10 protein-coding genes are annotated in these 12,802 nt (G+C 56.8%); 4 read left to right on the forward strand and 6 right to left on the reverse strand.

From position 1 onward, the window contains the following. Positions 1-172: 172 nt before the first annotated feature. Positions 173-1,207 carry a class 1 fructose-bisphosphatase gene (fbp, locus tag BN1139_RS15130; RefSeq protein ID WP_005351317.1) on the reverse strand — a complete coding sequence of 345 codons (1,035 nt, stop codon included), beginning with the start codon at positions 1,205-1,207 and terminating at the stop codon, positions 173-175. A gap of 382 nt (positions 1,208-1,589) precedes the next feature. Between fbp and BN1139_RS15135 the strand changes: the two genes are divergently transcribed. Beyond that, the gene (locus BN1139_RS15135; protein WP_005351315.1) at positions 1,590-3,206 is read left to right on the forward strand and encodes a peptide ABC transporter substrate-binding protein; all 1,617 of its coding nucleotides are present in this window, start codon (positions 1,590-1,592) and stop codon (positions 3,204-3,206) included. Positions 3,207-3,311: 105 nt separating this feature from the next. Here the strand turns inward: BN1139_RS15135 and BN1139_RS15140 are convergent, their stop codons facing one another. The 3 genes from BN1139_RS15140 to sixA form a co-directional block, all read right to left on the reverse strand. Continuing rightward, on the reverse strand, positions 3,312-4,229 hold the full coding sequence (locus BN1139_RS15140) for a DMT family transporter (protein WP_005351313.1): 918 nt from the start codon (positions 4,227-4,229) through the stop codon (positions 3,312-3,314). A 164-nt stretch (positions 4,230-4,393) separates the two neighbouring features. Next, positions 4,394-4,600 (reverse strand): DUF1107 domain-containing protein, encoded by a 207-nt coding sequence (locus BN1139_RS15145; RefSeq protein WP_005336998.1) that lies wholly within the window; start codon positions 4,598-4,600, stop codon positions 4,394-4,396. A gap of 133 nt (positions 4,601-4,733) precedes the next feature. Beyond that, positions 4,734-5,201: a phosphohistidine phosphatase SixA gene (sixA, locus tag BN1139_RS15150; RefSeq protein ID WP_005351311.1), complete on the reverse strand. Its 468-nt coding sequence runs from the start codon at positions 5,199-5,201 to the stop codon at positions 4,734-4,736. Positions 5,202-5,363: 162 nt separating this feature from the next. On the opposite strand from sixA, the gene BN1139_RS15155 reads away from it, so the two are divergent. Beyond that, positions 5,364-8,150: an insulinase family protein gene (locus BN1139_RS15155; RefSeq protein WP_005351310.1), complete on the forward strand. Its 2,787-nt coding sequence runs from the start codon at positions 5,364-5,366 to the stop codon at positions 8,148-8,150. Between the two features lie 331 nt (positions 8,151-8,481). Here the strand turns inward: BN1139_RS15155 and BN1139_RS15160 are convergent, their stop codons facing one another. Both BN1139_RS15160 and BN1139_RS15165 read right to left on the reverse strand, forming a co-directional pair. Continuing rightward, positions 8,482-9,129: a thiopurine S-methyltransferase gene (locus tag BN1139_RS15160; RefSeq protein WP_005351307.1), complete on the reverse strand. Its 648-nt coding sequence runs from the start codon at positions 9,127-9,129 to the stop codon at positions 8,482-8,484. Positions 9,130-9,412: 283 nt separating this feature from the next. Then, positions 9,413-10,783 (reverse strand): leucine-rich repeat-containing protein kinase family protein, encoded by a 1,371-nt coding sequence (locus BN1139_RS15165; protein WP_005351304.1) that lies wholly within the window; start codon positions 10,781-10,783, stop codon positions 9,413-9,415. Positions 10,784-11,387: 604 nt separating this feature from the next. On the opposite strand from BN1139_RS15165, the gene BN1139_RS15170 reads away from it, so the two are divergent. Continuing rightward, complete coding sequence (locus BN1139_RS15170) at positions 11,388-11,780, forward strand: nuclear transport factor 2 family protein (RefSeq protein ID WP_041202691.1); 393 nt, start codon at positions 11,388-11,390, stop codon at positions 11,778-11,780. A gap of 152 nt (positions 11,781-11,932) precedes the next feature. Then, on the forward strand, positions 11,933-12,589 hold the full coding sequence (locus tag BN1139_RS21060) for an HNH endonuclease (RefSeq protein ID WP_005351294.1): 657 nt from the start codon (positions 11,933-11,935) through the stop codon (positions 12,587-12,589). The last annotated feature ends 213 nt before the right edge of the window (positions 12,590-12,802 follow it).

Raw genomic sequence — 12,802 nt, forward strand, 5'->3', positions numbered from 1 at the left:
TACGTTGGCTGGTGACTAGCGTCTCCCTTCTCCCCTTGTGGGAGAAGGGGCGGGGATGAGGGGGGCAGTGAAAACCATTCCTCTCACCCTGCCCTATCCTAGGGGGGAGAGGGAATCGCACCGGTAAATGTTGGGCTTCGCTGCGCTCAGCACCAACCTACACCTCTGACGATCAGCACTGGTTGGCTGGATCCTCATGGGCGGAGAACTCTCGCATAAAGGCCTCGGCCCGCTCCACCATCTTGGTCGAGCCAACAAAGTAAGGGGTGCGCTGGTGCAGCGCGGTGGGCTGGATATCCATGATGCGGCCAAAACCGTCGGAGGCCTTGCCACCAGCCTGCTCTACCAGAAACGCCATCGGGTTGCACTCATAGAGCAGCCGCAGCTTGCCGTTCGGGGAGTTGGTGCCGGACGGATAGATGTAGATGCCGCCCTTGAGCAGGTTGCGATGGAAATCGGAAACCAGGGAGCCGATATAACGGGAGGTGTAAGGTCTGTGGGTCGCCTCGTCGCGCTCCTGGCAATATTTGAGGTACTTCTTCACCCCGTCCGGGAACTTGATGTAGTTACCCTCGTTGATGGAGTAGATCTTGCCCTCTTCCGGAATGCGGATGTTCTCGTGGGAGAGGCAGAAGCAGCCGATAGAGGGATCGTAGGTAAAGCCGTTGACGCCAAAACCGGTGGTGTAGACCAGCATGGTGGAGGAGCCGTAGACCACATAACCGGCGGCGACCTGACGGTTGCCCGGTTGCAGGAAGTCCTCCAGCGTCACCGGCGAACCCTGCGGGCTCAAACGGCGGTAGATGGAGAAGATGGTCCCGACCGAGACGTTGACGTCGATATTGGAGGAGCCATCGAGCGGGTCGATCAGCACCACATACTTGGAGTTTTTGGAGAGCGGTGAGTCAAAGGCGACGAAGTCCTCTTCCTCTTCCGAGGCCATGCCACACACCTCGCCGCGCGCTTCCAGCGCCGCCTTGAAGCGTTCGTTGGCGTAGACATCCAGCTTCTGCTGCACCTCGCCCTGTACGTTTTCAGCGCCCATGGAACCGATGATATCCGCCAGTCCCGCCTTGTTGATCTCCCGGTTCACCACCTTGGCAGCAAGGCGGATCGAGCTGAGCAACGAGGTCAGCTCGCCGGTCGCGGTAGGATAATCCGCCTGCTTTTTGACGATGAACTCACCCATGGTGATCATGTTTCGCATTTTTGTTCCTTTAGATCGCATCCGTTGGCATTGAAAACGTTTGCAGGCATCGGCAAAAAAAATGCCGATCACCGGCGGCCTTGATTTGTAACCTAATGTAACGTCTGTTTTTTGTTTTTGCAGCGAATTAAGCGGCCTATTAAATAGGCTATTTCGCCTCACGTTATGGTAAAAGACGCGTTTTATTCGGTTTCAATCGATAACTTTCAGCCCCTTAATTCGTGGCAATAACCTGCTGAAAGCCATGAGCTGACTGGCCTTGGGCCATTAAAAATGGAGTCTGATGGGCCTGCCGTTCCCTCAGCCATTGCCTCTTGAGATCCGATCGCCAATCCAGCACACTGATTTCGCTTTGGAAGCAAATAAAACTCAAGGATTATCAATGAACAAGACTCTCATTGCCGGCATGGTAGCCGGACTGTTTGCCCTTCCCGCCTGGGCTGCCCAGGTGCCTACCGGTACCAAGCTGCTGCCGGATGCCCAACAAATCTACGTGACCAATATCGGCACCGAACCCACCACCATCGACCCCCAGCTGGTGGAAGAGAGTGCCGGTAGCGAGATCGTCAACGATCTGTTTGAAGGGCTCTACGTACTGGATAGCAAAGGCAAGACCCAGCCCGCTGGCGCTGTCAGCTACGAGGTCGACAAAACCGGGACCGTCTACACCTTCAAGCTGAGGCCCGAGGCCAAATGGTCTAACGGTGAACCGGTCACCGCCGCCGATTATGTCTACGGCTGGCAACGGGCGGCCGACCCCAAGACCGCCTCCAACTACGCCTGGTTTATCGAGTTGACCGGTGTGGTCAATGCTGGCGAGGTGATCCAGGGCAAGAAGAGCCCGTCAGAGCTCGGGATTAAGGCGCTCGATGACCACACCCTGCAGGTAACCCTGAAAAATCCGGTCCCCTTCTTCCTGAAGATGCTGGCCCACTACACCACATTCCCGGCCCCCAAGGCCACCATTGAAAAATTCGGCAAGGATTGGGTCAAACCGGGCAATATCGTCTCCAACGGTGCCTTTGTACTCAAGGAGTGGACCCCCAACGAACGGCTGAGTGCCGAGCGCAATACCCACTACTGGGACAACCAGCACACCGTCCTGAATAAGGTGGTCTATCTGGAGATCGTCTCCGAAACCGCCGCCTACAACCGCTACCGCACTGGCGAGCTGCACTACACCACCTACCCGCTGGAGCAGTACAAGCACATCAAGAGCCAGAGCCCGGAAGACCTGGTCAGCGCCCCCATGCTCGCCACCTATTACTATGTGTTCAATGTGAACCGCAAGCCGTTCGATGATCCGAAAGTGCGCAAGGCGCTCTCTCTGGCCCTCGACCGGGAGACCATCACTGACAAGATCCTGGGACAAGGGCAACTGCCCGCCTTCAGCCTGACCCCACCGAGTGTCGATGGCTTTGACCTGAAAAAACCGGCCAGTCAGCAGCAAAGCAAAGAGGAGCGGATCAAGCAGGCCAAAGCCCTGTTGGCCGAAGCGGGTTATGGCCCGGACAAGCCGCTCAGCGTGGATATCCTCTACAACACCAACGAGAGCCACAAGAAAATCGCCTTAGCCGTCTCCTCCATGTGGAAACACAACCTGGGGGTCACCGCCACCCTCAACAACATGGAGTGGAAAACCATGGTCTCGGCACTGAACGAGGGGGATTTCGGGGTGAGTCGCTACTCCTGGAACGGGGATTATAACGATGCCTCCACCTTCCTCGATATCCTGACCTCCAGCAGCAGTGCCAACAGCGGCAAGTGGTTCAACAAGGAGTACGATGCCCTGCTGGCCAAGGCTCACGACTCGCAGGATGCAGCCGAGCGCAATCAGCTCTACCAGCAGGCAGAAGCACTGATCGAGGCCGACGCTCCTATCGCGCCGCTCTACTTCTACGTCAAATCGCGACTGCTCAAGCCATTCGTCAAGGGTTATCCCTATGAGAGCCCGCAAGACATCGTCTATAGCCGGGACCTCTATCTGGTCGCCCAGTAACCTGTCTGGCGCTGCTTGATCATATAAAAAGCGCCTGCATTGCTGCAGGCGCTTTTCATTGGCAGCCAAACGGGCCATTGGGCCTACTTACACCTTCACGCAAGATTACTCTTCGGGACAGGGTGCGAGCACCACCCGGCGGCGCCCCATCACCACCGGACGCACCAGCAGCTGTGCCAGCAAGACACCCAGCAGGGTCAGACCGCCCCCGATCAGGTGATAGCTGGTCAACCGCTCACCCAGCAGGGTGATGGCAAGGCCAGCCGTCATCACCGGCAGCAGGTTCATAAAGATGGCGGTACGGTTGGCGCCGAGCAGGGCGATGCCCTGCATCCAGAGCCAGGGCGAGAGCGCCGAAGTGGGGATACCAGCATAGAGGATCAGCCACAGGGCCCGGCCATCCGGCCAGTGGCCATCCACCAGCAAAAAGAAGGGGGTCAGGATCACCACACTGCAGATCACCTGACCGTAGAGCAGCGACCAGTTGTCGAGCCCCAGATCCCACTTCTTGAGCAGCACGCTGTAAAGGGCATAAGTACCGGCCGAAATCAGCATATAGACAGAGCCGATATGAATGCCTTGGGTAAACAGTCGGGTCGGGTCCCCCTGCCCCAGCAAGATAGACAAGCCAAGGATGGAGAGCAGCGCCCCCAGCACGGCGCCCCAGGTGGGCCGCTCACGCAGCAGCCAGATGCTGAACAACACGGTCAGCAGCGGCGTCAGTCCCATCATCAACCCCATCTCGGTGGCTCCCAGAGTTTGCGCCGCGTAGTACCCAAAAGTCTGGTTGAGCACCATGCCCAGCAAGGCCAGCATGGCGATCTGCCAAAAACCGGCACGAATGCGGGCACGCGCACGCCATACCCGACGGGCCAGAAACGGGCTTAATACCAACGCAGCCACCACCCAGCGCGACCAGGCCAAGGCTGCAGGAGACAAAACGCTAACCGCCAGTTTGCTGACGATGCCATTGCCAGCCCAGATGGCAATGCAGGAGAAGGGAAACAGAAAGGCAAGGGGCATGAGAGGATCCAGACCGAAGAGACAACAGCGGGCCAGTATAGGGGGCGATGGGAGAGAAACAAAGGTGTGGGCCTGAACAGCCACATGATGAACGCCAGTCGCCAGAAACAAATATGCCCGCAAAAGTGCGGGCATATCAGTGCAGAAACAGGTTCAGAAGCGCATCACGCGGCATCCATGTGCAGTCTGGAGATCAGCTCGTTGACCTCGGTGACTGTCTGGCGGTGGGGAATATCCGCCGGATTCGGCATCAGCAACAAACCGGATTGGAAATCAAACCGCCCCCGACCATGGATGTAAATCCGACCTTTAAAGAAGGTTTTGACATGCTTTGCCACCATCAGTGGCAGGTACTTCTTGAACACTCTCATCGTTTGCAACCTCTTGCAGTTGTATCCGTATGACAGCAGCTTCTGCGAATTAATTCCGTAAAGTATTTATAAAAATCCGGAAAACTCGCCCATCTCTTCCCAAAAAATTCAATATATAACTTTTTATTAACTTTTAGCCTATTGTATGCGGCCCTTCGAGCCAGAGCAAGGCTCCTTTGCCATCGTGCCACTCGATACAGGCGATCCCCGAGGTGGCGAACATGGGTGCTCCTGCGGCCGGGCAGAGGCTTTGCACCAGATAACCCACCAGCGGCAGATGGCTGACCATCAGGATCTGGTCATGTTGCTGCGCCAAAGTGGTGAGGTAGCTGGCCACGAAAGCGGGATCACCGTAAGGGGTAATGTCGCCACTCTCTTCAACGGCTGCTGCGTCAGGTAATTCACTGCATATGGCTTGCCAGGTCTGGCGTGCCCGCAGATAGTTGCTGTGGATCACCCGATCCAGCGGGCCAATCAGCTGAGGCGCCAGCCAGCGGGCCATCTGGATAGACTCTTCAATACCCTGCTCGGTCAATGGACGCTGTTCATCTGTTTTCGCATTCATGCCAGCCTGGCCATGACGCATGATATAGATCTTCATTACAACCTCGCCCAACGGGCCTGTTTTGATAGCCGGGGGATCTTACCCCGCCACGGGTGTGGAAACAATTGCGCTACCTCTCAGAAAAGGGTTTGCCTGACGGGATAGCGGGGTCGATAATCATGTTTAAATTCAAATAAATCCAACGTGAGTCACACGCCAATGAGCCCATATGCCAGTCCCAATGACCATCGGCAATACCATTTTCTGGAGCTGGCCAACCGGCTCAGGGTCTTGTTGATTTGTGATCCCGACACCGACAAATCCGCCGCCTCACTGGCGGTCAATACCGGCCATTTTGACGACCCCGCCGATCGGCAGGGAATGGCCCATTTTCTGGAGCACATGCTGTTTCTCGGCACCTGCACCTACCCCAAGCCTGGTGAGTACCAGCAATTTATGAGCCGTCATGGCGGCAGCAACAACGCCTGGACCGGTACCGAGTTCACCAACTTCTTCTTCGAGATCGACAACGGCTTCTTCGAAGCGGGGCTGGATCGCTTCTCCCAGTTCTTTATCTGCCCCACCTTTGATCCGGAGTGGGTGGACAAGGAGCGCAACGCGGTCGACTCCGAGTATCGCCTCAAGCTGCAGGACGACATGCGCCGCAGCTATCAGGTGCATAAAGAGACGGTCAACCCGGCGCACCCCTTCTCCAAGTTCTCGGTGGGCAACCTCGATACCTTGGCCGATCTGCCGGGGCGGGATCTGCGCTCCGACCTTATCCGTTTTTACGAAAGCCACTACAGCGCGGATCGCATGGCGCTGGTGATGATCTCGCCGGAATCCATCGATACCCAATTGCAGTGGTGCTGTCGCTACTTTGCTCCCATTTTGAATCGCAATTTGGGAACCCCGACCCTCACCATGCCGCTCTACCGGCTCGACGATCTCGGCGTGCGCATCCACATCAATCCGGTCAAGGAGACCCGCAAGCTGTCGCTGAGCTTCCCCCTGCCCAATGTGGACGAGTTTTACGACAAAAAGCCCCTCACCTTCCTGAGCCATCTGATTGGATACGAGGGGGATGGCAGCCTGCTCTCCCTGCTCAAGGCGAAAGGCTGGGTCAATCAGCTCTCGGCGGGCGGTGGCATCAGCGGCGCCAACTTCAAGGATTTTGGCGTCAACTTCGGCCTCACCCCTCTGGGCCTTGAACATGTGGATGACATCCTCGCCGCCCTGTTTGGCTATCTGAAACTGATTGGCCGCGAAGGGCTGCAGAGCTGGCGCTACGACGAAAAACGGACCGTGCTCGAATCGGCATTCCGTTTTCAGGAGCGCGGCCGCCCCCTCGATACGGTGTCGGGGCTGGTGCTCAACCTCTTTAGCTACAAACCTGAGGATCTGCTCTACGGCGACTACATGATGCGCGAATATGACGAGGGGCTGATCCGCCGTTTCCTAGCCAAGCTCACCCCGCACAATTTGCGTATCACCATCACTGCGCCGGAAGTGGCGACCGATCGGCTGGCCCGCTGGTATCAGACCCCCTACAGCGTGGCGACCATTACCGAGGCCGAGAAAATTCGCTGGCAGCAGAGCGAGCCGGATCCGGCGCTGGCGCTGCCCAAGCCCAACCCCTTTATCAGCAGCCGGCTCGATCCGCGCACACCAGAGCTTGCCGCCGACATGCCCGCCTGCCTTATCGATCGCCCCGGTTTTCGCCTCTGGCACCTTCATGAGCACCTGTTCAGCGTGCCCAAGGGCAATCTCTATATCTCCATCGACAGCGAACATGCGGTCAAAAATCCGCGCAATATCGCCATGGCGCGCCTCGCCGTGGAGCTGTTGGCCGACCACCTCAACGCCCTCACCTATCCGGCGGAGCTGGCGGGGCTGGGTTACCAGATCTATGCCCATCAGGGGGGCTTTACCATCAACCTGAGCGGTTTTGCCGACAAGCAGCCGCTGTTGCTCGACATGATCCTCGGCAACCGCACCCTGGGGTATCCGGATCCGGGTCGCTTCGCCGAGATCAAGGAGCAGCTCATTCGCAACTGGGATAACCAGTCCAAGGCGCGCCCCATCTCCCAGCTCTTTAACCAGCTCACCAGCCTGTTGCAACCCAACAACCCGCCGTTCGAGCAGTTGCTACGCCACCTGCGCACCGTCGAGCTGGAGGAGATGCCCGGCTTCGTGGCCCAGCTGTTTGGCGAGGTGCATGTCGAGGCGCTGGTACACGGCGACTGGACTGCTGCCGAAGCGCTGGAGCTTGCCGCCCTGATGGAGCGCCACCTGAGCGATATCAATGGCACCAGCAGCAAGCCGAGCGGCGAGACCCGTCGTCCGCTCATCTCCATTCAGGACAGGGGCACCCTTATTCGCGAGCAGGGTTGCGATCACGAAGACTCGGCGCTCCTGGTCTACTACCAGTCCCGCACCACCCGGGCGCGGGATCTCGCCTGCTTTACCCTGGCGAACCACATCATGTCCTCTACCTTCTTTCACGAGCTGCGCACCCGCCAGCAACTGGGGTATGTGGTGGGCGCCGGCAACCTGCCCCTCAATCGCCATCCGGGGCTGATCTTCTATATCCAGTCGCCGGTGGCGGGGCCGCAGATCCTGCTCGATGCAGTGGAGGAGTTTATCGACCTCTTCCCGCTCGCCATGCTCGAATTTACCGAGCAGCAGTGGCAGGAGAGCAAGGCGGGGCTGCAAGCCCAGCTGAGCGAGCGGGATGCCAATCTGCGCAGTCGCGGCCAGCGGCTGTGGGTAAGCATCGGTAACAAGGATCTGGGGTTTGATCAGCGCGAAAGAGTCTGCGACGAGGTGGGCAAGTTGAGCCGCGCCGATCTGGTGCGCTTTATCACCCAACTGCGCTCGCGCACCTCCGATCGGCTGATCCTCTGCAGCTATGGTCAGGGGCACGAACATGACGAGCGGATCACCGGCCAGTTTATCGACGATCCACGAGCATTTCGGCTCAATGCCGCCACCTTCGAGGCCTGATCAGGCCTCGACATCCCCCGTTTTTCCTTCCCACCGCAAATCACAGACAATAAAAAGCCGACCCATCTGGGTCGGCTGGAAAAACCATAACAATTGCGACCAAAGCCGCCAAAAGTGAACATGAGCGTGAAAATCAGACACTGAGTTGCTGATCAGCAAGCGGGGAAGACCCGATACTCGCTTTGCAATGCCAACAGTGATTGAGAAACAGCCTCATATTAGGCACTCCCCCCATCAGTCACGTTGATCTACGTCAAAGGAGGTAGCGAAGAGCGCGCAGCCCGACAATTTGTCGGCGCAGATCACCCTTTGGTCGCCCGTTAGCTGCCCGTTAGCCACGGCGAACCAGTCGGTAGGCCACCTCATCGAAGTAGGAGAGCTGACCCGACAGCACCCGCGGGTGATCCACCTCGGCGGCGCGCCCCAGCACCTCGATACGAAAGTCCCGTTCGAACAGCGCTCGCACCTCCATCTCACCCACAGAGAAGGGGGGCTGAGTCTGCTGCTCCGGCTGATATTCAAGGGTCACCAGCAAGATTTGGCCACCGGTCTCGACCAGCGAACTGATCAGGGCCGCATACTGGCGGCGCATCGCGGTCGGCAGGGCGATCAGCGCCGCACGGTCATAGACCAGCCGGTAACGGCGACCCAGACTGGGGGCGGCGAAAAAATCTCCCTGAAAAATGCGCAGGCTGTCCACTTGATGGCACTGATAAGGGCCCACCTCGCTCACGGTTGCGGCGAGCTGGTTTTCACTGAAGAACTGGCTGACGGCAAGGCTCGATAACTCGAAACCGTCGACCGGATGGCCCTGAGCGCTGAGCCAGAGCATGTCGCGGGACTTGCCGCACAGGGGAACCAGCACCGGCTCGTCCGCTTGCTGGGCTGACCACCAGGATTGCAGCCAGTGGTTGAAGTCCGCCTGATGAAAGCCAATCCGGTTCTCTTCCCAACGCTGATGCCAAAACGCAGCTTCCATCGTTATTACCCTTCTGTACTAAAGATGCCTCAATATCACAACTTAACCGGCACCGCGCAACCCTCTGCCCTCCCCTTTTTGCCGTGCAGCCCCAGCGTGTTATCGAGCGAATGACGGGACATCCCCTTGCCGTGTGCCTCGCTGTCGCAATGAGCGCTATTGGGTTCGTTTATGACGGGCAGAGGTATACCAACCCATGCAATAACGTCATGGGTGTATGGCGATGAAGGAATGAAAGGAATGACGTTGGCAGGCCAAAACGTGCCTGCCAACGCCAGAAAAATCACGACAGCGTGGCGCGAGCAGCCGCCAGCTGAAGCTCGATATAAGTAAAATCGGGACGATCGGCAGGGAGTTCCGAGAGGCAGGCCGCTTTGAGCTGATGCAACCCATCGAGCGGTGAGTCTTGCGTATCGCAATGGGCCAGCAGCTCTTCCAGCAGGCAACCAAAGGCGCGCACTTCCAGTCGTTCAAGGCCCAGCGCCCGCTCGCGGTCGCTGCGGTCATATAAGGAAGCGGCGCCAAAATCCCCCAGCAGAGCGCGAGCCGGCGCGTCAGACCCACGGGAAAACAGAATATTGTGGCCGTAGAGATCCCCGTGCATGATGCCCGCGCGGTGCAGATGGCCCGCCACCGAGGCGATGCCTTGGGCCATCGCCAGCGCATCCGGCACACTCAGATGCAGCCCCTCGGGATAGACATCCCGGGTGCAGGAGTCCAGGCTCGGCGGCCCGGCCAGATTGGCAAAGGCCGGGTCGATCAGCTCCATCACCAGCGCCGGAATGCCGGAGGGGTGATCCGCCACCTTGCCTATCACCTTGATAAGGTTGGGATGGCTGCCCGCCGCCAGCGATGCCGCCATCTCGCAGCGGGGCAGTCCGTCGCTGGTCACCGCCCCCTTGAACAGCTTGACCGCCACCTGACTGGCATCGGCTCTGCCGCTCGCCTGAGTCACTTCATCAGCAGGATTAGCCACTAGGGTGGCGCGATGGATAACGCCGGATGCCCCCTGGCCCAGCAACTCGCCCAGCGCCAGCGTCTCCCAGGCAAGGGGAGCGACATGGGTATCATCGATGACCCGCGCCTCCTCCCCTTCGCTAAAGGGGTTACCCGAGTAGGCGAGCCAGGAAAGGCGCGGCAGCGAGAGCAGCCACTCGGGGAAGCGTTCGATGCGGTTGGCGGCGATGCGCAGCAGCTCCAGATTGCGGCAGTTGGCAAGGCTGGCCGGCAGCTCGCGCAGGCGGTTGCCCGCCAGCATCAGCTTTTGCAGGGCGTCGCACTGGCCCAACTCATCAGGCAGTTGCTCAATTGCGTTATCGGTCAGGATCAGCCAGCGCAAACCGGCGGGCAGCGCCCTGGCCGAGACGGTGGCAATCCGGTTGGCCTTAAAACCCACCATGGTGAGCGCCGGACAGCGTCCCAACACCTCGGGCAGCTCGGTAAAGCGGTTCTCGGAGCAGAAGATGATGCGCAGTTTGCCAAACCCGGCCAGCTCGTCAGGGAGCGTGCTCAGCTGGTTGCCGGTGAGATCCAGCACCTCCAGCGTCTCTTTCAGGCTCAAAATCTCGGTGGGGAACTCCGTCAGATTTTCAGAGAGCTTCAGATGGCGGGCACCGCACAGTTCACCTGCGCGCAGCTGTTCCAGAGTATGCATAACCGTTTCTCAATCCTGATGATCTGCCTGATGGCACAGCGACCATCAGCGCGCGCCGAACCCGGGTCCGGCGATTTAAAGGGGGGCATTATAAAGAATTCGGGACGCAGATCGCCCCTTTTATTGCCTTGGTGACGGGGCATGGCGCTCAGCAACACCGCCCCAGCGAATTGACGAAACACATAGGGTGCAATAAGCGCAGCGCACCGTTTGCAGAGCGGCTTTTGGGCAAGGTATGAGGAACAAAAGTAGAGGTGCAATTTTATGGCACCCTACGGCACTATTGACCGCTACGCGGCGCTCAGAAAGGTGGGTGTCCCATTTTTCGCCCTTATGCTGATTTCTGACCTGCTCACGCAGGCGTGATCTGGCGGCGCGTCCCAAGAGTGCGCTGAGAACTGATTTTTTATACAGTGGTAACGGTGGCGCAAAAAGAGGAAGTCAAGCGAATACGCCCAGCATAAGAAGCAAAAGGGTAACATTATGATTTAATAGTTGTTTTTACTTGGCGGCAGTGAGAATGTTACGGAGTTATATGGAATGCTCTGCTAACGGATTAGTGCCGCCTTCTATCTAATCACTGTTATGTGCTAATGGAGAAAATATGAATTCCAAGGACGTTGTACTGTCATTCTGGAATGCTATGAAAACCAATGACTTTGCCAAAGCCAGTGAGTTCTTAAGCTTGGATTTCGAAGGTTTTTGGCCTCAGTCAGGCGAATTGATTCTTGGCCGAGAGAATTTTGTAGCCATTAATGCGCACTATCCTGCAAATGGTCATTGGTTATTCAACATTCACTCTGTTGTATGTGAAGGCGATAGCGTTGTAACGGATGTATCGATAACAGATGGTGTGCAAAAAGCCAGAGCTATTACATTCCATACTGTTGAGAATGGATTAATCACTAAACAAAAAGAGTTTTGGCCTGACGAGATGCCACCTCAAGCATGGCGAGCTCAATGGGTTAAAATCGTATCGAATCAACCACGCACATAACAAACGCCTCAAGAGGGACTGTCAACGCGCGGCGTTTCCAGTCCCATTGAGCCGCGGTGGTTGCAGTTGTTGTGTTTGAGTGTAGTGGTAATGCGTTGCCAGCCCCTTAGGCGGGCGTTAGCTACATCTCAGTAGATAGGAAATTTAGTTTGATGTTTAAAAATCAGGTGATAGACAGAATTAACAAAGAGTTCGGGCTGCCATCGCGTGAAACGGTGAAAGTCACTGCATGGGATGTTGGAAGTGACCTTGGTGTAGTAGTTCAAACAGATCAACCAAATAAAGATGATTATGCTTTTGTATGGCTGCCATACCCCCCAGATTCGGAATCTGTACCAGAAATAGCTCTGGAATATGCAGCTGAATCTGGTCGGCACAGTAATACTTATCCATCCCCAGGGTTAGGAAAGGGAAAGCCTGCTCTAAAACTCATCATCACCAGCACTGAAGAGCTTGATGATCTGATAGCTTACATCAATGCTTTTAAGTCCTTTCAGCCACTACCTGATTTCAAGGCTAAGCCACGCCAGAACCTACAGCCTGAACCTGTCACTGACGAAAGCTTGATTCGTGTCGATATATCTTCAATGCCTATTCCTAAGCCAGTGAAGCCGCGCCGAGAGGCCATACCAAGAGCGGTTCAGAGGGAGGTTTGGCAAAGGGATGGAGGTAAGTGCGTAGAATGTAGCTCCAATGCAAAGTTATGCTTTGATCATATTGTTCCGTTTTCGAAAGGTGGGAGCAATTCGGTTAGGAACTTGCAATTACTTTGTGAGCGTTGCAACCTTTCAAAGGGTAACAGATTATAGTTGTCAGCTAACAATCGCAGGCACGGTGACGGCTTTTACATTGCGGCTGCGGGCGTTAGGTGCCAAGTGTACAAATCAAGCAGTATTGAGGAAGTTTTAATCAAACAAATCTGGGACACCCACCTTTTTGAGCAAGGCGTAGCATAGCCCGAACCCAAAAGATAACCCAAAAGATGGGTGTCCTAGGTATCTCCTGTAGTGGTCTAATCATCC

This window comes from Aeromonas veronii bv. veronii (assembly GCF_000820225.1).
Classification (GTDB): Bacteria; Pseudomonadota; Gammaproteobacteria; order Enterobacterales; family Aeromonadaceae; genus Aeromonas; species Aeromonas veronii.